Below are 20,130 nucleotides of genomic sequence, written 5' to 3'. Positions count from 1 at the left end.
TAAAAAAGAGGCTTCTTTTTCATTCATATCCTTTACAGTCTTTTAGCTTACCCACAACAAAAAACACCTACCCTAAAAGGATAAGTGTTCTTTATATTTAACATCTATTATGCTCTGTTTGAAGAACCGAATTCACGCATTTTACCAATAACAGTTTCTTTAATCGCATCACGAGATGGTCCTAAATATTTACGAGGGTCGATCATATCAGGGTTAGCCGCTAATACTTCACGTACCACTTTCGTTTGTTGGATTTGGTTTTCAGTGTTTACGTTAATCTTAGACGTACCAAAAGAAATCGCTTTTTGGATATCTTTCGTTGGAATACCTGTACCTCCGTGAAGAACTAAAGGAACACCTGCAAGATTGTTGATTTCTTCCATTTCTTTAAATCCTAAGTTTGGTTCACCTTTGTAAGGACCGTGAACTGAACCAAGTGCTGGCGCTAATGTATCGATACCTGTACGCTCAACCATTTCTTTACACTCTTTAGGATCAGCATAGATAATGTCACCAACAACGTCATCTTCTTGTCCACCAACTGTTCCAAGCTCAGCCTCAACTGATACGCCGTGGAAGTGTGCTAATTCAACAACTTTAGCTGTTGTCGCGATGTTTTCATCAAATGGATCGTGAGAAGCATCAATCATAACTGATGTGAAACCAGCATGAATAGCTTTCGCACATTGTTCGAAGCTTGAACCGTGATCTAAGTGAATCGCCACTGGTACTGTCGTACCTTGTGCTTCCATTACCGCTTTAACCATAGCGACTACAACACCGTAACCACCCATGTAACGTCCTGCACCTTCAGAAACACCTAAGATAACTGGTGATTTTTCTTCTTCAGCTGCTTGAAGGATTCCTTGGATGTACTCAAGGTTGTTGATATTAAATTGTCCTACAGCATACCCGTTTTGGTTTGCGTCTTGCAACATTTTTGTCATTGATACTAATGGCATGAATTGTTCCTCCTTAAAATAGTAAGAAATAAATTTAGTATAAAGCATATCTAAAAAGACAAAATTAAACATGCTTGTATAGCCAGTCAATTACAACGTTTGATTGGTTACACTACAAGCATACCAATTTCACGACAAAGGTGCAACACAAAGCTTGATATTGTAAGCGTTTACTATGATATTTTTCATAAAATTGACGATATTTTTCGACCTTTGTCTCATACTTTTCACTATATAATGTTTCTTATTGTTCAGAAATTGCACATCCAGCCAATGCTGTTTTTACGATATTTTCCATGTCGATAATACTAAATGGTTTCTCTATATAAAACACATGTGGTGTCTTACCAATTTTCGCGCGCACTTCATCAATAAGACCACTCATAACAACGATGGGTAACTGACTTTCTTCTCTTACCTTTTGGACAATTTCATTGCCTGTTAACTCTGGTAAGAGATAATCTGTGATCATCACATCGACGTCATGCATAAGCGTTAACGCCTCTTTTGCATTATCACATACTAAAACATCATACTTTAGATGTTGGAACAACATCTTCAACATCCCTCTAATACCTGCTTGGTCATCCACAATTAGTACACGTGCCACTTTATTTCTCCACCTTTCGCTCCTTTTATTCAAGCTTCCTTTTCTTTAGATGTATGATTGCTTCTACACTTACTATTCGTTGCCAACTTGAAATTCCCTGCTTTTCTTTTCATTTTTCTCATAATTTATTTAAAATTAACCCTTTTTCCCCTATGTATTTATAAAAACTCTCCTCGCGCAATAGCGTAAAGAGAGTTTTTATCATTATACTATGACTCTTTCGTATAACTCTGTTGATAAACCATCGCGTGATCAATAAACCCTTTAAATAATGGATGAGGATTCGTTGGACGAGATTTAAACTCCGGGTGGAACTGTGACGCGACAAACCATGGGTGATCTTTCAGCTCAACCGTTTCAACAAGCCGACCGTCTGGACTTGTTCCTGAAAATATAAACCCCGCTTCCTCCATCTCAGCACGGTAGCTATTATTAAATTCATAGCGATGGCGGTGGCGTTCATATATTAAGTCTTGTCCGTAAGCTGCTTTTGTCTTTGTGTCTGCTTTTAACTGACACGGATAAAGACCTAACCTTAGTGTACCACCTAAATCTTCAATATCTTTTTGTTCTGGGAGAAGGTCAATCATTGGGTGAGTCGTACTAGGATTAATTTCGGCTGAATGGGCATCTTGATAACCTAAGACATGTCTTGCGTATTCGACTGTTGCAAGCTGCATACCAAGGCAAATACCTAAAAACGGCACTTGTTCTTCCCTTGCATAGCGAATCGCTTCGATTTTCCCTTCAATACCACGATCGCCAAATCCTCCTGGGACAAGAATGCCGTCGGCATTCTTAAGTAAAGCAGCCACATTATCACGTGTGACAATATCGGCATGAACCCAATCAATCGAGATATCAGCCTCATTTGGGAACCCGGCATGTTTTAATGCTTCTACAACAGATAAATAGGCATCAGGTAATTCAACATACTTTCCGACTAACGCTATTCGCACCTGTTTTTTTAAACTCGCCACACGCTCAGCCAGTCGCATCCATTCATCCATATCTGGTTCATTGGTCGTTAAATTAAAATGTTCACACGTAATATCATCTAATCCTTGATCTTTCAACATTAATGGAATATGATACAATGTTTTAGCATCGCGTGACTCGACGACATTTCTTTCATTAATATCACAAAACAGCGCAATTTTTTCTTTCATCTCTCTTGTCACTTCATGTTCTGAACGTAGAACAATCACATCTGGTTGAATACCTAAGGAACGCAGTTCTTTTACTGAATGTTGCGTAGGTTTTGTTTTCAACTCACCTGCTGCTTTAATATACGGCACAAGCGTTGTATGGATATACATCACGTCATCTCTTCCAACATCCGATTTTATTTGACGAATGGCTTCTAGAAACGGTAACGATTCAATGTCTCCAACTGTTCCACCAATTTCAGTGATGACAATATCTGCACCGGTTTGTTTTCCCGTTCGAAACACCTGATCTTTAATCTCATTCGTTATATGCGGAATAACTTGTACCGTTCCACCTAAATAATCCCCACGTCGTTCTTTTCTAATGACACTTGAGTAAACCCGACCGGTTGTAATATTCGATAATTTTGATAAGTTAATGTCTATAAAGCGCTCATAATGCCCTAAATCCAAATCTGTTTCTGCCCCATCATCTGTCACAAATACTTCTCCGTGCTGGTATGGACTCATCGTGCCTGGGTCGACGTTGATATAAGGATCGAATTTTTGAATCGTGACCTCTAGGCCGCGATTTTTTAATAACCGACCCAATGATGCAGCCACAATTCCTTTTCCAATTGATGACACAACCCCACCTGTTACAAAAATATACTTTGTCATAGTTATTCCCTCCATTAATCATTCTATTGTCTATTTACAGCGTCATAAAACAAAAAAAGCGCCTCCCAACTTACGGGAGACGAAAAAATAGATCTTGATTGAGCCCAAGTAAAATTTTACGGGTAAAAGCCAATCAAATCAAGGTTTCTGTTATACTTTTTTCAGCTTAAAACAATCGCAATTTGTGCTAATGGCTGTAGTGTAGTAGCTGCATCATAAAAAAGTGAAGAGACATGCTTTTTTTAAAAAAACATGTCCCTTCATTGGCTCACTTCGTTAAGATAAAAACGAAAGACTACTTTGTTTCTTCTTCGCCCTCATCTTCTTCATCTTCATCGAGTTCATCATCTTCATCATACTCTTCATCATCTTCATCATCTTCATCAAAAAGATCGTCATCTTCGAGTTCCAGGTCGTCCTCGTCTTCATCATCTGTATCATCACTCTTAACGATGAAATCGATTGGGATTTCTGTTAAGTCTTCCTCTTCATCCTCAATTGGATTATCGATTGACGGCTCAATCTCTTTTTTCTTTGCTTTTTTCTTCTTTTTCTTTTTAGGTTCTTCAGTTATTTCCTCATCAATTTGATCAACTGGGTACCATACTTTTAATCCCCAGATACCTTGACCTAAGTATAAAAAGCGTCCATCTAAATTTAAGTCTGTATAGAACTGCGCAAAAGCATCATCACGCTCTGCACCTTCTAATGGCTTAAGTGCTGTAATCTCTTCAAAAATATCGCGGTAGTTCATTGCTTTTTTCTCTTCTTTTAACAAAGTCACTGCAAGTTCAATCATTGAATACTTTTCTAGTTGTTCACGGTTGATATTTAGTTCACTCACCGTCGTACACTCCCTTTATTTCAATTATTAATGATGCGTTAAGTTAGCCTAAAAAATGTGTGTTGCTTTACCACCAGTACATTATATGGGTAGTATTACTAAAAAGCAACACTTCTACTTAATTGAATGTTGAAAAAAGAGCGTTTTTTTATCGACCAATGAAATCAACGAGTGTTTTCACTTTTTTATCCGTTAAATCGCCAGAATTATCGAAAATAAGGATATCATCCTCACTGATATACCAATTAATTTCAGGAACAAAATCTACACGCGCCTCATAACTTTGCCAGTTCTCTAATTTCCACGTATCTCTTTCTGTTCCGCGGCCTTGAATCCGAGATTTTTGTTGGTCAACATCATCTAATGTCACCACAACTACTTTAACGTCGACATCATCTTTTGTTTTACCTGCTGATGCTAATACTTCTTCAATCCAGTCACTGTTTTTTAATTCTGATGTGAAAGGTGAAATCATAAAGACATTTTGGCCAACCCGAATATTTTCGATACAAATATCTTTTGTTGCGTCATATTCTAAATCGCGCAAATGCTCCTTATAAAAGCCTGAATCACGATCATCTGGGTCTAGTCCTTCTTTTTTTAAGAACGCTTCAACAAAGCGTCCACCTACCGTATCACGATCTAAAAAAGCAGCAGGTATGTCTTTGACTACTTTTTCTGCCACCGTTGTCTTACCTGTTCCTGCAACCCCAACAAAAAAAACTACTTTCTGCATCCTTCTTACCTCACTTCTTCACTTATTGTCTACTATGTTAACGTATACAAACGGAAAATGCATTATTTTTCTTTCAAATGAATCAATTTCACAATTCCTTTTTTATAATCAAGTGCGACCAGAATTTTAATATTTACCTTAAATAATTTTTTTGCTATTTGAAATTACTTTAGGAATGAACCTAAACAATCTGTCGCTAGTTTTGATGCATTATAAATAAGCGTCACTAAATCAATGTGAACTTTTGTACGTTTTCCTGTACGGTAACGAACATTATTAAGCTGGAGAAACACCTTAAGATAGCCGTTTATCCTTTCAACAGAACTATAACGTTTAGAAATCGTTCTCTATGCCTGTGAATGACGAGCAGAAGCTGAATATTTCTGAAGACCTGTTGTTATTTTAACCTTGTACACTTTTTTACAAATGCCTTCGACATTTAAAGGGCAGTCACTACATTCTTTAGGTCGTGTGTACTTTAAGTTTTATTCTTTGGATCATAGCCGTCGTAACGATATGAATGTTCACGGAAACATGTTGGAGCAAAGTGTTGATCGTACCCTACGAGCTCGCGTTCATTCTTTTTGACACCCTATCGAGGTTCTTGAGTCACTTCGGAACGTCTAATTGTTCTTCAATTTTCTTTTCGTAAAGAGAAAGCTTCGCTTCTCTTTCAGTTTTCTCTCGCAACCACTTTTCTTGTTCTTCTTTTGATTTTCGCCCACGTTTCTTAGGGGCTGGCTTAGGTTTATCTTCTTTAGGTGGTGCTTGATCTCGCGCATTAAAGTGCGTAGAATCAATCGCCACAGTATGGTCGACGATAAAACCTTCTTGAATGGCAGATAGAACAATACGCTCTTGAATCTCTTCAAGACAATGAGAATCACTCAGCTTGGTCATTAAGCGTGAATATGAAGCCTCGGATGGGATATGATCAGACACAAGAAATCCACAGTTAATCTTGAAAGCTATATCTTCATTTAGGCGTTTGACCAAGTCTTTAATTGTAGGAATACGCTCAACATATCTTATAAAAACAGAAATAATCATAGCAGCGTAGTTAAGCTCCTACTGAACTACAAGACGTGATTTTTTACTTACCTCACGGGAAATGCGGTCAATATCAATGACCGCAATGATAGCGTCATATCATTGTGCAGGTTCCTTTGCATATCATTCATTAATGCCAAATAAACTCTCTTGTCGTATAATAGGCATAGGAAGTTCTCCCCCAGTCGTTTGGCTACTTACCATTATTACAAGACTCGGGGAGGTACTTCCTTTTTTATGCTTCAAAACCATTGGGACGCAAGGCCTCATAATTATATAATATAATCATTTGGCTTTATAATTCAGGGTGTTTTTCTTTATAATCAAAATAGTGTATTTAAGCTATTTTAGTAATCTATCTCTGCTTCATTAGAGACAAGTACTTTAAATAAAAATCAGCTATTCATAATATCTTTTACTTCATTAACAATATTATCAACTGTAAAACCGAATTTCTTCATTAAAATATCCCCTGGTGCTGATGCTCCAAAGCGATCCATACCAATCACTTTACCGTCTAAACCAACAAACCGGTCCCAACCAAATGACGCACCGGTCTCTACTGCAATACGTTTCTCCACTACACGTGGTAAGACTTGTTCTCTATAATCAGGTGTTTGCGACTCAAACAAATCAAATGAAGGCATACTGACAACAGATGCATCTATTCCATGTTCACGCAACTGTTTTTGCGCTTCAACTATCAGGTGCACTTCTGAACCTGACGCAAGCAGTAAAACATCTGGAGTATCATGCTGAGATGCTGATAGAACATACCCCCCTCTGGATACATTTTCAAAAACTTTTTCTGTTGTCCCTGCTAGGACAGGAAGATTCTGTCTTGATAAAACTAATCCTGTTGGCTTATCCTTTGATTCTATCGCTAATTGCCAAGCAGCACTCGCTTCATTAGCATCTGCTGGACGAATAATCGAAAGGTTTGGCATAGCTCTTAGTGAAGCCAAATGTTCTATCGGCTCGTGTGTTGGTCCGTCTTCTCCGACAGCAATGCTATCATGTGTAAATACGTACGTAACCGGCAGTTTCATTAATGCTGCCAAACGAATGGCTGGTCTCAAGTAATCAGAGAAAACGAAGAATGTCCCTCCATACGTTTTTAAACCACTATGAAGTGCAATACCATTTAAAGCAGCACCCATCGCAAACTCCCTAACTCCAAACCAGATGTTTCTTCCGGCATAATCAGCTTTTGAAAAGTCCGCTTCATCATTAATTGCCGTCTTATTAGAGCCTGCTAAATCAGCCGACCCTCCAAAAAGGTTAGGTAATACTTCAGATAAATAATTAATAATTTCCCCTGAAGCTTCACGTGTAGACACAGATGCACCTGCTTCATATTTTGGCAAGTTATTTACCCAACCTTCAGGTAGAACATCATCAATATTATCCTCTAACTCTTCTGCTAATTCTGGATATTTAGCTTTATATTCACCAAAAAGCTTTTCCCACTCTTCCTCATATTTTTCACCTTTTAATTTTACTGCTTCTTTAAAATGAGCATATACATCTTCAGGAACATAAAAATCTTCATCAAATGTCCACTTGTAGGTATCTTTAGATAACTTTGCTTCATCACTACCTAATGGAGCACCATGTGAACTAGACTTTCCGCCTTTATTTGGTGAACCAAAACCAATAACAGTCTTCACTTCTATCATCGTTGGTTGATTTTTATTATTTTTCGCTTGTGTGATTGCTTCATTTAATGCTTCAATATTATTACCATCTTCTACTCTTAAGACTTGCCAATTATAACTCTCATATCGTTTCGCAACATCCTCAGAAAACGATCGATCTAAATCACCATCTAAAGAAATGTCATTAGAGTCGTACAATACAATTAATTTCCCTAAACCTAAATGACCTGCTAATGATGATGCTTCTGATGACACACCCTCCATCAAGTCGCCATCCCCACAAATAGCATAGGTATTGTGGTCAATTACCTCAAATGCTTCACGATTGTATTTTGCTGATAAATGCGCTTCAGCCATTGCCATACCAACTGCACTCGCAATCCCTTGCCCTAACGGACCTGTCGTCGCATCAACTCCTGCTGTATGACCAAACTCGGGGTGTCCAGGTGTTTTACTATCCCATTGCCGGAAGGACTTGATATCATCCATGCTTAAATCATAGCCTGATAAATGTAATAGACTATACAGCAACATTGAACCATGCCCTGCCGACAATACAAAGCGATCACGATTAAACCAATACGGATTGAATGGGTTTTGTTTCATATGTTTAGTCCAGAGAGCATAGGCCATCGGCGCAGCACCCATTGGCATGCCTGGATGACCAGACTTTGCCTTTTCAATAGCATCGATACTTAAAGTTCGAATTGTATTTATCGCTAACTGATCCACTTGTTGATTCATTTTACATTCTCCTCTTTAGATATATTAAAATATGCAGCTTAGTCACTTTTAGCTAACGTGTTAACTCAGGATAAAATATCACTTTATCAATTGGTTCACTCTTGTTAGCAATTGCTTCAAACATTTCCGGGCCTTTACTTAATGGTAAGCAATGTGAAATCATTTCATTTACACATATTTTTTCTTCCGCCATAAACTGTAATGACGTCTCCCACTCTCTTCCAGGAAAAGGGGCTGAGATTGCATTCCATGATCCGTAAACCTTTAATTCATTACGAACAATTTTTTCAAAATAAAAACGTTCAACTTTTACATCACCATAAGGAATACCAAGAAAAACAACGGCTCCTCCCTTTTTACACAATGAGAATACTTGTGCAGATGTTATAACTGATCCGGCGGCCTCTAATGCTAAATCCACACCTTTTCCATTTGTCAATTCCATAATCTGGTCATACACTAAACCATCCTTAGAATTTATGACTTGATTAGCACCAAGTCTCTTAGCTAATGTCAACTTTTCTTCATCAATATCTATTGCATAGACATTCTTTGCCCCGAAAATTTTCGCCCACTGTACCGCTAATAAACCTATATTACCAGAACCCATCACCGCAATATCAGCTCCAGGTTGTATAGCGGTTTTGTAAAAACCATGAAGAACAACTGCTGAAGGCTCCAGCATAGCGGCAGTATCAAAATCAACACTGTCTGGTAATTTAACGCAATTTTCCGCTGGTAACTTCACATATTCAGCGAATGCCCCCGGATATATCGAACCAATAACTGTTAGATTTTCACATCGTGCAAATTCGCTTTTTTTACAACTATCACACTCACCGCAATAAAGTGCTGGACACCCAGCAACTCGATCTCCTGGTTTTAAATGATTTACAGTCTCCCCAACAGATTCAATCACTCCAGAAAACTCATGTCCAAATATCATGCCTTCTACATATGGACCTAGCTTCATATAACGCGATATATCTGAGCCACAAATCCCTACCGCTTTCACTTTTACTATGACCTCATCAGAACTTTCTATTTGTGGCTTTTCTGCTTGTTCATAACGTATGTCTCTTTTTCCATATAGTTTCAGTGTATACAATATAAATCACTCCCAAAACTCAACACTAAACTTTATTTTTATATGTGTTTTTTAAATTCACGAACACTCTCACTAATATTTCCTTTATTATATATAGCAGAGCCTGCTACAATAACGTTAGCTCCTGCATTTAATATTTCTTTTACGTTTTCTGTCGTCACTCCACCGTCAACTTCTATATCGACTTCTAAGCACTGATTAGCTATTTTTCTTCTTAACTGCTTTATCTTTTCTAATGTACTCTTAATAAATGTTTGACCGCCAAATCCAGGGTTAACACTCATCAATAAAACCATATCCAACTCTGCCAAAAATGGGTCTACGACATCAACTGGTGTTGCTGGATTTAACACTACCCCTACTTTTACTCCGTAAGATTTAATTAGTTGAATAACCGAATGCAGATGTTTACAGGCTTCAACATGCACCGTGATAATATCCGCACCAGCTTCAACAAATTGTTTTATATAACGATCTGGCTCTTCTACCATAAGATGCACATCAAACGGTATATCGGTATACGATCGAACAGCTTTAATTACATCTGGCCCGAATGTAATATTAGGCACAAAGTGTCCATCCATGACATCGATATGAATTAAATCAACATCACTATCTCCCGTTTCTTTTATAACTTCTCCTAGTCTAGAAAAATCTGAAGCTAGGATTGACGGCGCTAATTTCATCATCCGATTCCCTCCTAAAATATCTACTCGCATGTTTTTGATGTGACTCTTCTTTTAAGCACCATTGAGCTCAATGCACCAATTACCACAATAGCATTCAATATCATTTGGTTTTCGAAATAAAAATTACCGATTGCTCTCCCATGTGGACCCAGCGCATAATCTAAAAATGCTTCAATCATGTTATCCCCTCCCCTGAGATATAGCGTTCTCTCGTTAAACTAACAACATTACCTCAAGCTTTTATTTCATAATTATTAATGTAATCTACTCTTCTCTGATGACGTCCGCCTTCAAAAGTTGTACTTAACCACGTCTTAACAACATCTATAGCTAGCCCTGGCCCTATAACTCGCTCTCCCATACATAAAATATTCGAGTCATTATGTCCTCGGGTAGCTGCGGCCGAAAAAGTATCATGTACCACTGCTGCACGAGCACCATTTACCTTATTCGCCATGATCGACATGCCAATACCTGTTCCGCATATCAATATCCCTAAAGCTTCAACATCACCCACGACTAACTCGGCTACACGCTTAGCGATTGGACCATAATCGGTTGAAACAGTCTCATGAACACCTAAATCTTCAAATTCAATGTGTTCTTCTGTTAAATGTTCTTTTACCGCCGCTTTTAAATATACTCCACCATGGTCACACCCAATATATACTTTCACTTTGTTCTCTCCTAACTAATACTTTTTATCGGAGTAGCCACCGTTAATAATGAGTACCGCACTGCTTGTCCCTATTCGATTTGCTCCCGCTTCAATCATTGCTTCTACATCTTTTTTGGACCTTACGCCGCCGGCTGCTTTTACTCCCATTTCTGGACCAACGATACTTCGTAATAGCTTTACATCTTCAGCCGTAGCGCCTCCCCCGTTAAAACCTGTAGATGTTTTAACGAAGTCAGCACCCGCTTCTTTTACAAGTTCCGTGGCTACACGTTTTTCTTCCTCTGTTAGTAAACCCGTTTCGATTATAACCTTGGTTAAGAGTCCTTCGGAAGCTTTTACTACTTCTGAAATATCATGTTTTACAATCTGATAGTCTTTCGATTTCAATGCCCCTAAATTAATCAGCATATCTATTTCACTTGCCCCATCAGCTATCGCTAGTTTCGTCTCAGCTACTTTAATTTCTGTTCTCATACCACCTAGAGAAAACCCAATTGGTGCTCCAACCTTGACCTGATAATCCGCCAAGGAATTATAAGCTTGCTTTATATAGTAAGGGTTAACAAATACCGTTTTAAACCCATACTCAATTGTTTCATTGCAAAACTTTGCGATATCACTGTTACTTGCTGTCGGAGTTAATAATGTGTAGTCAAGCTTATCAATAAATTCGCTCTTATTCATCTGCATTCTCCTCCAACTCATTCTTTAGTCGTAAGGGTTACTTTGATAGCCTCGCCACCTTTAATTGCATTATAGGCATCATCCCACTCTGTAATATCAAAATTATGCGTTACTAATGCTTTAGCATTTACTGATTGATTATTCATAAGTACTAATGACGGTTCCCAGTCACTAGGTTTTTGACTACGACTACCATTAATGCTCAATTCTTTTTGAATGACTTTTTCAAAGTCAAATGGAATTTCACTTTTTGCAAAAATACCTACTTGTACATATTGACCTTTTTTCCGTAAAAGATCTAATCCCATTCTCACTGCAGGAACTGCTCCTGAACACTCAAATACTACATTCGCACCGTAACCATTTGTCAACGTATTTACAAGTTCTTTTACATCTTCTTGTTGTATATTAATAGCATAATCAATGCCAATTTCTTCAGCCTTATCTAGTCTGATTTTATCATTATCCAAGCCTGTTATTATAACGGTTGCCCCGTAAGTTTTGGCAACTTGTGCTTGTAAGATCCCGATTGGTCCCGGTCCTAAAACAACAACGACATCACCTTTATTAATATTCGCCTTCTTAGCAGCATGATATGTACATGCTAACGGCTCCGTTAATGCTGCAGATTGAAAATCCACATGTTCAGGTAAATGATGCACACTCTCTTTACGAGCTACCAAATATTTTGTGAATCCTCCATCTTGCTGTGAACCTAATCCCTTTCGATGGTTGCACAAGTTATAATCTTTCGTTTGACAATACTCACATTCTCCACAAATATAGAATGTTGTTTCTGATGTAACACGATCACCTATTTTAAATTTTTTTACATTTTCACCTGTATCTACAACCACGCCTGAAAATTCATGGCCTAATGTTACAGGTGTTTTCACTTTATAATGTCCTTCATAAGTATGGATGTCTGAGCCACAGACACCCGCATATTCAACTTTAATTTTCACTTCATCTGCTCCAACAATTGGTTCTTCAACCTCTAACACTTCTAAATGACCAAACCCAAGTTCTGTTTTCACTAACGCTTTCATGGTTTTGTCCCCCTTGATTATCTATGTTTTAAAACATTTTAAATGGTAGGTATACTGAAAAGCTAATTGAGCATTACTTCTTAATTAAAAATATCGAAAATCTTAAAGATAATATAGTTAACCACGTTTCCACCTTGATCAATACTAGATATTTGTGCCGATCCTTCTGGCATATTAAAGTTTGCATCTTGAGCCATTTGCGTCATTATAGGCGCAACATCAGTGGCAACATATAATGATATAGCAATTAAAATGGCTCCAACAATAACTGAATGAACAATGTTACCTCTTGCTGCCCCAACAATAAACGCAACTATGAATGGAATCGTTGCTAAGTCACCAAATGGTAAGAGGGCATTTCCTGGTAAAATAACAGCTAGCAACACAGTCACTGGAACGAGAATTAGTGCTGTTGCGATAACTGATGGATGACCAAGTAACACAGCGGCATCTAAGCCTATCGTGATGTCGCTCTCCCCAAAACGTTTATTCAACCATCCTCGAGCTGATTCTGATACAGGCATTAATCCTTCCATTAATATCTTTACCATACGAGGCATTAAGACCATAACTGCAGCCATTGCCATACCGATTTCAATTACATCACCAATGCCAAAGCCTGCTAAGATACCAATAACAGCTCCTAATGCTAGACCAATAAAAATTGATTCTCCAAAAATACCAAAGCGTTTTTGAATTGAATCTGGGTCCGCATTTAAGTTCTTAATTCCCGGTGTCACCTGTAATAGCTTAACTAACCAAATACCTGGTGCATAAGAAATTGTACTGCCCGTTGCCACAGAAACACCTGGCATTTCATAGAAATCTTGAACCATTGGCGCAGTCCAATCCGCTACTTTCAAACAAACAATTTGGAATAATACAGCTCCAATTAAACTTTGGACAACACTACCTGAAACAGCATAAATCATCGCCGCTGTAAATGTATAATGCCAGTAATTCCAAATATCAACGTTCATACATTTTGTAGTTTTTGTAACCAACATTATCGCATTTACTAATAAGCCTAGCGGTATAATAAATGCAGCTACTGATGATGCCCAAGAGATTGAAGAACTTGCTGGCCACCCAACATCAATAACGTTTAAGTTTACACCTAGTCTTTCCACCATGCCTTGTGCAGCTGGACCTAGGTTATTAACAAGTAGATCAACAACCAAGAATATACCCACAAATGCTACACCTATTGTTAAACCTGAGCGAAAAGCTTTACCAGGTTTTTGACCAAAAGCTAAACCTAATAGAAATATAACTACCGGTAAGATAACTGTCGCTCCTAAACCTAAAAACCCCTGTACAATATCTACAAATCCTTCCATCTTTATCTCTCCCCTTTACGTCTTTTTAATACTTTCCCCCGACGCTCTCTTACCCCTATTTAATAAGTTCATCTAAAATTTGTTTCTTTGTTTCTTCTACACCAATACCTGTTAAGAATGATCGTGCATTAATGACTGGAAAGCGGTATTCTTTCTTTGTCATTGCGGTTGTAACAAGTAAATCTGCTGAATCTTCATAGCCACCAACTTCAGCAATCTTAATCTGCTTAAGATCTAATTTTAAGTTATTTTCTTTCGCCATCTCTTCAATTGCATTATTAACAACTGTCGATGTTGCAATTCCTGCACCGCATGCAACCAAGACCTGTTTTTGTTTAGACATTTAATTCACCTCCTTTCAATTAAAATTCTCCATTTGTCTACTTCTATTTACTTTGTTATTTTAATAACTCCCCTAAGATTTGTTTTTTTGTTTCTTCTACACCAATACCTGTTAAGAATGATCGTGCATTAATGACTGGAAAGCGGTATTCTTTCTTTGTCATTGCGGTTGTAACAAGTAAATCTGCTGAATCTTCATAGCCACCAACTTCAGCAATCTTAATCTGCTTAAGATCTAATTTTAAATTATTTTCTTTCGCCATCTCTTCAATTGCATTATTAACAACTGTCGATGTTGCAATTCCTGCACCGCATGCAACCAAGACCTGTTTTTGTTTAGACATTTAATTCACCCTCTTGCATTGTTAAATCTAATTTAGTTTCAATTATATTTTTAATTGTTGTTTTATTATCCTCTTGATGTATCGTTGATAACAGCTCATCGTCTTGAAAGATTGCCATAAGCTTTTGAAGAAGACTTAGTTGTGAATGCTCTTCATCCATCGCCAACATAAATATAAGTTTTACCGGCGTAGTATCATCGTCTCCCATAACACCAAATAACACAGGTTCTCTTAATGTGGCAATGCTAATAGACTTCTTGTTCACATGCTTTACATCAGTATGTGGAATAGCTACCGATAGGCTACCCGTAGGTAAACCGGTGGCGAATTCTTTTTCTCTTTCAATAACCGCTTCTGTATAACCTTTTTTTACCAATTTTTTTTCAACCATATTCTCTGCCATATGTCGAATAATTTCTTCTTTTGAATCCATCTTTAATTTTGTGAAAATAAGTGACTCATTAAAATTTAACTGACTCATAGTAGTGTCCCTCCCAATATTTATCTCTATCTACTTTTCTTTTGAATATTTCTCGATTATTTTTTTTACGCTTTCTTTTTCCCTTGCTTCAATGATTCTTTTAACATCTTTTTTACTGTTCGATAATTTCATTAACTGCATAAGTGCCTTAAGATGTTGTTCCTTATCTACAGCCGCGATGATAACGATTATATTCACTTTGTGTTCACATGAAAAATGAATACCGTCTTTAATACTTAACAAACTCATTGATGTTTTATTAACACCGTATTCAGGACTGGCATGTGGGATTGCTACCCCATTCCCAAGAATGATATACGGATCATCACTACAATTTTCAATCATTGCTGAAACATAACGCAGTTCTATATCACCCTTCTTTAGTAAAGGTTCAGATGCAAACTTAATTGCGGTGCTCCACGTGTCTTGATGATTTACCAATTGGATGGTTGCCTCGTTTATCAAATCTCGTAACAGATAACTCGGTTTATCATCTGTGATATCTGTTGAAACTTGATTAATATCATTTATATAGTTATATAAATCACGGATAAGTAATTCTTCATTATGAATAGTTGCGTGTTTATTGATAATATCTTTAATGCCGTGAATTTTAAATCCCTGAGATGCAACGCCATGAAAATCAATCATCACTTGTTTTCTTAATGCGATCTTTTCTTCCATTTCTAATACAGTACTGGTGATATATAATTTCTTTTCAGTTTTTAAATAAACTGGACTAAATACAATATCATAATTAAGTGGATAATTATTAAACTCTCGGATTGATAATGAATCCAGGAAAATAAATTCCGGAAAAAGTTGTTTTAATTCCCCGAACATAAGACGTGAAACTGATATACCTTGCGGGCAAATAACCAACGCTTTTATTTTAGCTTCAATCTTTTCCCCCTGCTTGGTTAACCAACCGCCTATTAACATTGTCAAGTACTCTATTTCAACATCAGGAATCACAATACCAATAAACCTAGCAAGCGGGCTAACTGATTTTTTCACTAAATGATGGAGCTCTCTTAAATTTTTGGTGATTAAGCTATCCTCTTGATTAACCTCGGTCAATCGATATTTAATTCGATAATAAGCGGGTTTAATATGCAAGAGTAGTTTCTCTATAAGTTGATCTTTATTTTGAATGGTGATACAAGCTGATTTTTCAAATAATAATAGCATCTCATCCACGGCACTTCTTAGGTCTGGCACATCATCTGTTGTTAACTGTTCTGACCAATAAACATTAGTGGCTAATAAATGTAGAGTAATATACAACCTTTCAACCATCGGAATAAATGGATAGCTTTGTAATAAATTCTCGGTTACTAAGAATTCTCTTGTGTCTGAGAGTTCCTTATAACTAATTGCTGTTTGATTAATAACCTTACCTTTTTGTATGCGCTTTAATACAATCGAAAATATATAAGGCATACTTATAATTTTTTCATCTGTGAATTTTAAATTTAATTCATTTTCAGCTTTTTCAATACTCTTTTTTATTCCTTCTATTTCACTGGATTGCATATCAGAAATATCTTCAATGATGTTCCCCCCATTGTTTAACCTAAGCAATTGATCAATTACAAAAATTAACAATTTTCTTATGTTAAACTCTTTACCTTTTAGCAGATAACCTTCTTTTCTCGAATAATGTATAGCTAAGTTATACTCCTTAAGAACATCCTTAGCTTTTTTAAGATCACTTAGTACCGTGTTCTTACTTACTTTTAATTCTGAAGTGAAGTGAATAATCGATAGTTCATCAAAAGCGCTAACTAAAATTAGCAAGATAATATTAGCTCTGTCATCGCTATTTAATACCTTTGACACTGCTTCCTCTTCAGAATTTGATAGAAAAGTTTTTATAATAACTGGATCAATCACAAAAACACCTTGTCTTGTTCTCTCAATTTCAGGTAGGTTCTTTGTAGTTAACCAATAATTAATTTTCTCCATACTGTAATCTACTTGTCGTCTCGTTACGTTATATTTCCTTTCTAAATCTTTTGTTTTGATGTTAGGATTACTAATTAACTCGTTAATGAATAAACTACTTCGATCATCAAGTTGCATGGTAGCTCACCTCTTTATATTTTGATTGTAACACCGTTATTTTTAATTTTGTATCCGTTTTCATCCCATTTTATCGCAACATCATTTGTGCATCACTGTGATGTACAAAGAAAAAAACCATACATAACAAGGCTTTTGGGGAACCTCACCGTGTATACGGCATAATTGAAATGGTTATTACGCAATTTTCGGGGTAGTTCATGCGCCTAATAAATATAAGGCTGTCTATTTTTTGAAATTATGGTTGATAGAGAATTCTTAGACGTAGGAGAGGAAAGCTTGCTCTTCCATACACAACATGCGTTTAATTGTTTTCAAACGATTAACCTTACCTTCTAGGAAGCCATTGTTTTCATCAAGTTTATGGCATTTAAAGTAGGTGGGAAATCAGATAATAGTCTTGAAATGAAGTGTGTAGTTAATGGATCCTGTCGGTCTTTCTCATATAAAATGGGTTCGCGAAACTCAAGACTATCTCTGTCCTTTAGTGCTTGTCGAAAACTTATGATGAACACATAAAACGGTCTAAGCTTAGGATATTCCGTTAGTATCTCATTCATTATTTTCCTTTTCTTCTCATCTTCTAAATCATTTTGCCATAATATTTTTCTAATGTCTTTTCTATCGTAGTAGCTATCAGACTGTAATGTTTGGTCAGCCTTTTTCTTTTTGCGTATACTCGCAACATAACATTTTAAAGCACCATAGGTTCCGGTATAATCTTTTTCTTTTAATTTATGATACATAGCACGAATGGTGAGACCGTCGGTCTCCCACTGTATAACCTCTTGTTGAAAAGCATCTAAAGGTTTTGAATGTTTTGTGCGCTTGAGAGATGGTGGTTCTGTCATCTCAACGTATTTCTTAACCGTTCGTCGGTCTATGTTCACGATATCGCTAATTTTCTGAAGAGAATAACCTTGTTTTTTCAATTCTTTTATATGACAAGCCTGCTCCCATTTTTTATTAGCGTTTCCTACTCGAGCTTTTTCACTTTTAGTTAATGGTATCTCTTGTGGTGTTGATATGTTTTCCAGCGTATCTTTCTCTATGCGATTAAGATAAATACGTACCGCCTTATTTTGAATAGGTAAATCATCAATCACTCTTGTGTAACGACAATGCGGGCATGAGGCGCTTTTTGATTCAATAAATGCTATAACATGAATAGTATCGGTCTCTTCTGATATCGGTACAATGTGAATATGAGGGGCAAGTTTCGTGATAGAATGAAGCATAATAATCACCCCTTTCACTATACTATACCCTGTTTTAAATACCCCTTACGCCTAAACGTTGTACTCCCCTAAAAAGCAAAAGTCGTGGACCACAGCTTGCTTTCTGCGATCTACGACTTAAACATTTCTTATTAACAGCTACTTTCTAATAGCCTCTTACATTTGGTGTTGGTGAAGGGATTTTAAGTGAGGCATAGATTGCTTACTAAAATAACTCGCTAGCACCTTTTTTCTTTCTAAATTTAGAAAACAAGTGAGTTTTCCTGTAGAATTGAAGTCGACCAAAACTCATCCTTAGGAGGGAACTCACTTGTCTATATCTCATACTATAAGAATTGCTTTTGATATTCAAGATGAAAATATTATTTTTAAAGAGGATTGTGCCCGCACGGGCACAAAGAACGGTCATGCCTGCACATTCCCTAAAGGGTACACTCACGTATACTCCAACACACTGTGACCGCTGTCACGCCGAAAATGAAGACTACACCATTATAAAAAATGGCACGAAGACATCAACGATTGTTATTCCTGCTGGAGGAACGAAAAAGACGTATCTCGAATTAAGAAAACAACGCTTCTATTGTAAACAATGTCAGACAACGTTCGTAGCGAAAACATCGCTAGTTAATAAAGGGTGTTTTATCTCGAAAGATACGTGCCTTCAGGCGGTAATAAAGACAGCTGAAGCTCGTTCGATAAAGGATATTGCACGTGATTGTGCTGTCTCTCCAACAACGGTTCAACGTGAAATTAACAAGGCGAGTCAAGCGCTTCAAACATACAATCGACCGTTACCTGAAAACCTTTCTTTCGATGAATTTAAGGTCGCAAAAGGTCAATTGGCCTTCATCTATATCGATGTCGCTGCGGGTAATATCTTAGACATCCTTCCACAACGTGATGGGCGGACAATCCGTAACCACTTTACGACGTACTATACCTTTAAACAGCGCAAGAGAGTAAAGACAGTGTCGATTGATATGAATGCCAGTTATCAAGGGGTGATTAAGGATTTGTTTCCTAACGCCAAAATCATTATTGATCGTTTTCATATTGTTCAATTAATGACACGTGCGTTGAATAAAACGCGCATCAAGATCGTTCAAGCATTTAACACATCAAATGGTGAAGATCAAAAGAAATACCGTCGACTCAAGCGATACTGGCGACTCATACTGAAACCTAACGAAGATCTTTCAAGTACAGCGTACAAGCACTATACCCTGTTTGGGCAACTGCCATCTAAATCCGTTGTGGATACCATGTTAGATTATTCTGATGAACTATAAGCGAATTATGATTTACTCTAACGCTTCTTTAAAGCCTTTGGTGATAGAAACTTTGACGATCTCGAAGAGATCGTGAAGGAGAAACTTGACGTAAATATTTCTAGTTATATGAAAACGAGTATAAAGACGTTACGTGAACATTTACCACACATTCAAAACAGCTTTAACTATACCTACAATAATGGCCGCTTTGAAGGCATTAATAATAAAATCAAAGTCTTAAATCGGGTGGCTTATGGTTATCGTAATTTCAAAAACTATAAGAACCGTATTCTTTTACATTTTGCGTACAAACCAGTTGAACCACAGAAGAAAAAACCACAAAATAAAACACATGTTTCAGCTGCATAAAAAGAGCTGAAACAT

18 protein-coding genes and 2 pseudogenes are annotated in these 20,130 nt (G+C 37.0%); 1 reads left to right on the top strand and 19 read right to left on the bottom strand.

The genetic code is table 11. From position 1 onward, the window contains the following. Positions 1 to 107: 107 nt before the first annotated feature. The 19 genes and pseudogenes from BM163_RS10095 to BM163_RS10010 all read right to left on the bottom strand — a co-directional run bounded on the left by BM163_RS10095 (position 108) and on the right by BM163_RS10010 (position 18,472). Positions 108 to 962 (bottom strand): class II fructose-bisphosphate aldolase, encoded by an 855-nt coding sequence (locus BM163_RS10095; RefSeq protein WP_089802756.1) that lies wholly within the window; start codon positions 960 to 962, stop codon positions 108 to 110. A gap of 244 nt (positions 963 to 1,206) precedes the next feature. Then, positions 1,207 to 1,572 carry a response regulator gene (locus BM163_RS10090; RefSeq protein ID WP_089802754.1) on the bottom strand — a complete coding sequence of 122 codons (366 nt, stop codon included), beginning with the start codon at positions 1,570 to 1,572 and terminating at the stop codon, positions 1,207 to 1,209. Between the two features lie 209 nt (positions 1,573 to 1,781). Beyond that, a complete protein-coding gene (pyrG, locus tag BM163_RS10085; protein ID WP_089802752.1) occupies positions 1,782 to 3,401 on the bottom strand; it encodes a CTP synthase in 1,620 nt (539 codons plus the stop codon). Positions 3,402 to 3,696: 295 nt separating this feature from the next. Then, positions 3,697 to 4,245: a DNA-directed RNA polymerase subunit delta gene (gene rpoE, locus BM163_RS10080; RefSeq protein WP_229675504.1), complete on the bottom strand. Its 549-nt coding sequence runs from the start codon at positions 4,243 to 4,245 to the stop codon at positions 3,697 to 3,699. Positions 4,246 to 4,393: 148 nt separating this feature from the next. Next, positions 4,394 to 4,981, bottom strand: coding sequence for a P-loop nucleotide/nucleoside kinase family protein (locus BM163_RS10075; RefSeq protein ID WP_089802750.1), 588 nt, complete (start codon positions 4,979 to 4,981; stop codon positions 4,394 to 4,396). 164 nt (positions 4,982 to 5,145) lie between these two features. Then, a pseudogene (locus BM163_RS10070) lies at positions 5,146 to 6,199 on the bottom strand (transposase). A 227-nt stretch (positions 6,200 to 6,426) separates the two neighbouring features. After that, positions 6,427 to 8,433, bottom strand: coding sequence for a transketolase (tkt, locus tag BM163_RS10065; RefSeq protein ID WP_089802748.1), 2,007 nt, complete (start codon positions 8,431 to 8,433; stop codon positions 6,427 to 6,429). Positions 8,434 to 8,485: 52 nt separating this feature from the next. After that, on the bottom strand, positions 8,486 to 9,541 hold the full coding sequence (locus tag BM163_RS10060; RefSeq protein WP_089802746.1) for a galactitol-1-phosphate 5-dehydrogenase: 1,056 nt from the start codon (positions 9,539 to 9,541) through the stop codon (positions 8,486 to 8,488). Positions 9,542 to 9,579: 38 nt separating this feature from the next. Next, positions 9,580 to 10,230, bottom strand: a complete 651-nt coding sequence (rpe, locus tag BM163_RS10055; protein WP_089802744.1) for a ribulose-phosphate 3-epimerase — start codon at positions 10,228 to 10,230, stop codon at positions 9,580 to 9,582. A gap of 20 nt (positions 10,231 to 10,250) precedes the next feature. Then, positions 10,251 to 10,409, bottom strand: coding sequence for a hypothetical protein (locus tag BM163_RS13805; RefSeq protein WP_170243712.1), 159 nt, complete (start codon positions 10,407 to 10,409; stop codon positions 10,251 to 10,253). Between the two features lie 53 nt (positions 10,410 to 10,462). Beyond that, complete coding sequence (gene rpiB / locus BM163_RS10050) at positions 10,463 to 10,906, bottom strand: ribose 5-phosphate isomerase B (RefSeq protein WP_089802742.1); 444 nt, start codon at positions 10,904 to 10,906, stop codon at positions 10,463 to 10,465. Positions 10,907 to 10,921: 15 nt separating this feature from the next. Next, on the bottom strand, positions 10,922 to 11,593 hold the full coding sequence (gene deoC, locus BM163_RS10045; RefSeq protein ID WP_089802740.1) for a deoxyribose-phosphate aldolase: 672 nt from the start codon (positions 11,591 to 11,593) through the stop codon (positions 10,922 to 10,924). 17 nt (positions 11,594 to 11,610) lie between these two features. Continuing rightward, complete coding sequence (locus BM163_RS10040; protein ID WP_089802737.1) at positions 11,611 to 12,642, bottom strand: zinc-binding dehydrogenase; 1,032 nt, start codon at positions 12,640 to 12,642, stop codon at positions 11,611 to 11,613. 80 nt (positions 12,643 to 12,722) lie between these two features. Beyond that, positions 12,723 to 13,982: a galactitol-specific PTS transporter subunit IIC gene (locus tag BM163_RS10035; RefSeq protein ID WP_089802735.1), complete on the bottom strand. Its 1,260-nt coding sequence runs from the start codon at positions 13,980 to 13,982 to the stop codon at positions 12,723 to 12,725. Positions 13,983 to 14,037: 55 nt separating this feature from the next. After that, positions 14,038 to 14,325 carry a PTS sugar transporter subunit IIB gene (locus BM163_RS10030; RefSeq protein ID WP_089802733.1) on the bottom strand — a complete coding sequence of 96 codons (288 nt, stop codon included), beginning with the start codon at positions 14,323 to 14,325 and terminating at the stop codon, positions 14,038 to 14,040. 55 nt (positions 14,326 to 14,380) lie between these two features. Continuing rightward, positions 14,381 to 14,668 (bottom strand): PTS sugar transporter subunit IIB, encoded by a 288-nt coding sequence (locus tag BM163_RS10025; protein ID WP_089802731.1) that lies wholly within the window; start codon positions 14,666 to 14,668, stop codon positions 14,381 to 14,383. Continuing rightward, positions 14,661 to 15,149, bottom strand: coding sequence for a PTS sugar transporter subunit IIA (locus tag BM163_RS10020; protein ID WP_089802729.1), 489 nt, complete (start codon positions 15,147 to 15,149; stop codon positions 14,661 to 14,663). The genes BM163_RS10025 and BM163_RS10020 overlap by 8 nt, the downstream gene beginning before the upstream one ends. Positions 15,150 to 15,179: 30 nt before the next feature. Then, positions 15,180 to 17,234: a BglG family transcription antiterminator gene (locus BM163_RS10015; RefSeq protein WP_089802728.1), complete on the bottom strand. Its 2,055-nt coding sequence runs from the start codon at positions 17,232 to 17,234 to the stop codon at positions 15,180 to 15,182. A 335-nt stretch (positions 17,235 to 17,569) separates the two neighbouring features. Continuing rightward, positions 17,570 to 18,472, bottom strand: a complete 903-nt coding sequence (locus BM163_RS10010; protein WP_089802726.1) for a hypothetical protein — start codon at positions 18,470 to 18,472, stop codon at positions 17,570 to 17,572. 353 nt (positions 18,473 to 18,825) lie between these two features. Between BM163_RS10010 and BM163_RS10005 the strand changes: the two are divergent. Next, positions 18,826 to 20,115, top strand: a pseudogene (locus BM163_RS10005) (ISL3 family transposase). The last annotated feature ends 15 nt before the right edge of the window (positions 20,116 to 20,130 follow it).

Origin of the sequence: Halolactibacillus alkaliphilus, from assembly GCF_900115465.1 — a bacterium.
GTDB lineage: Bacteria > Bacillota > Bacilli > Bacillales > Amphibacillaceae > Halolactibacillus > Halolactibacillus alkaliphilus.
Note: the sequence above shows the minus strand (reverse complement) of the source record. Positions and strands in the feature narration are given on the sequence as shown.

Coding starts and splice junctions, on each gene's coding strand:
- BM163_RS10095 (WP_089802756.1), bottom strand. CDS start 962: ATGCCATTAGTATCAATGACAAAAATGTTGCAAGACGCAAACCAAAAC.
- pyrG (WP_089802752.1), bottom strand. CDS start 3,401: ATGACAAAGTATATTTTTGTAACAGGTGGGGTTGTGTCATCAATTGGA.
- BM163_RS10075 (WP_089802750.1), bottom strand. CDS start 4,981: ATGCAGAAAGTAGTTTTTTTTGTTGGGGTTGCAGGAACAGGTAAGACA.
- tkt (WP_089802748.1), bottom strand. CDS start 8,433: ATGAATCAACAAGTGGATCAGTTAGCGATAAATACAATTCGAACTTTA.
- rpe (WP_089802744.1), bottom strand. CDS start 10,230: ATGATGAAATTAGCGCCGTCAATCCTAGCTTCAGATTTTTCTAGACTA.
- BM163_RS13805 (WP_170243712.1), bottom strand. CDS start 10,409: ATGATTGAAGCATTTTTAGATTATGCGCTGGGTCCACATGGGAGAGCA.
- deoC (WP_089802740.1), bottom strand. CDS start 11,593: ATGAATAAGAGCGAATTTATTGATAAGCTTGACTACACATTATTAACT.
- BM163_RS10040 (WP_089802737.1), bottom strand. CDS start 12,642: ATGAAAGCGTTAGTGAAAACAGAACTTGGGTTTGGTCATTTAGAAGTG.
- BM163_RS10035 (WP_089802735.1), bottom strand. CDS start 13,982: ATGGAAGGATTTGTAGATATTGTACAGGGGTTTTTAGGTTTAGGAGCG.
- BM163_RS10030 (WP_089802733.1), bottom strand. CDS start 14,325: ATGTCTAAACAAAAACAGGTCTTGGTTGCATGCGGTGCAGGAATTGCA.
- BM163_RS10025 (WP_089802731.1), bottom strand. CDS start 14,668: ATGTCTAAACAAAAACAGGTCTTGGTTGCATGCGGTGCAGGAATTGCA.
- BM163_RS10020 (WP_089802729.1), bottom strand. CDS start 15,149: ATGAGTCAGTTAAATTTTAATGAGTCACTTATTTTCACAAAATTAAAG.
- BM163_RS10015 (WP_089802728.1), bottom strand. CDS start 17,234: ATGCAACTTGATGATCGAAGTAGTTTATTCATTAACGAGTTAATTAGT.
- BM163_RS10010 (WP_089802726.1), bottom strand. CDS start 18,472: ATGCTTCATTCTATCACGAAACTTGCCCCTCATATTCACATTGTACCG.